The sequence below is a fragment of the Streptomyces sp. NPDC000878 genome, from assembly GCF_053599695.1.
Genome location: NZ_JBSFMT010000190.1, coordinates 1 through 1,270 on the forward strand (window position 1 = coordinate 1; position 1,270 = coordinate 1,270).

1 protein-coding gene is annotated in these 1,270 nt (G+C 63.1%); it reads left to right on the forward strand.

The window, feature by feature from the left end; translation table 11 throughout:
- Positions 1–1,270, forward strand: a 1,270-nt coding sequence (locus tag ACWDR4_RS50100) for a cbb3-type cytochrome c oxidase subunit I (RefSeq protein ID WP_450418872.1), incomplete at both ends; no start/stop codon positions are given.

Genomic DNA, 1,270 nt, shown 5'->3' on the forward strand with positions numbered 1-1,270 from the left:
TCAAGTGGCTCACCACCACGGACCACAAGACGATCGGCACGCTGTATCTGGTGACGTCGTTCGCGTTCTTCTGCATCGGTGGCGTGATGGCGCTGTTCATGCGCGCCGAGCTGGCCCGGCCGGGTCTGCAGATCATGTCGAACGAGCAGTTCAACCAGGCGTTCACGATGCACGGCACGATCATGCTGCTGATGTTCGCGACGCCGCTGTTCGCCGGTTTCACCAACTGGATCATGCCGCTGCAGATCGGCGCCCCCGACGTCGCCTTCCCGCGGCTGAACATGTTCGCCTACTGGCTCTACCTGTTCGGCTCGCTCATCGCCGTCGGCGGCTTCCTCACCCCGAGCGGTGCGGCGGACTTCGGCTGGTTCGCGTACTCCCCGCTGTCGGACGCGGTCCGCAGCCCGGGTATCGGCGCCGACCTGTGGATCATGGGTCTGGCCTTCTCCGGCTTCGGCACCATCCTCGGCGCGGTCAACTTCATCACCACCATCATCTGCATGCGCGCCCCCGGCATGACCATGTTCCGCATGCCGATCTTCGTGTGGAACGTGCTGCTCACCGCGGTCCTGGTCCTGCTCGCCTTCCCCGTCCTCGCCGCCGCGCTCTTCGCGCTGGAGGCGGATCGGAAATTCGGCGCACACATCTTCGATGCCGCCAACGGCGGAGCGTTGTTGTGGCAGCACCTGTTCTGGTTCTTCGGGCATCCAGAGGTGTACATCATCGCGCTGCCGTTCTTCGGCATCATCAGCGAGGTCATCCCGGTCTTCTCCCGCAAGCCGATGTTCGGCTACATGGGCCTGATCGGCGCGACCATCGCCATCGCCGGCCTCTCCGTGACCGTGTGGGCCCACCACATGTACGTCACCGGCGGAGTCCTCCTCCCGTTCTTCTCCTTCATGACGTTCCTCATCGCCGTACCAACGGGTGTGAAGTTCTTCAACTGGATCGGAACCATGTGGAAGGGGTCTCTATCGTTCGAGACCCCGATGCTCTGGGCCACCGGCTTCCTGATCACCTTCACCTTCGGTGGTCTGACCGGTGTCATCCTGGCGTCGCCGCCGATGGACTTCCACGTCTCGGACTCCTACTTCGTGGTGGCGCACTTCCACTACGTGGTGTTCGGCACGGTGGTGTTCGCGATGTTCTCCGGCTTCCACTTCTGGTGGCCGAAGATGACCGGCAAGATGCTCGACGAACGCCTCGGCAAGATCACCTTCTGGACCCTGTTCATCGGCTTCCACGGCACCTTCCTCGTCCAGCACTGGCT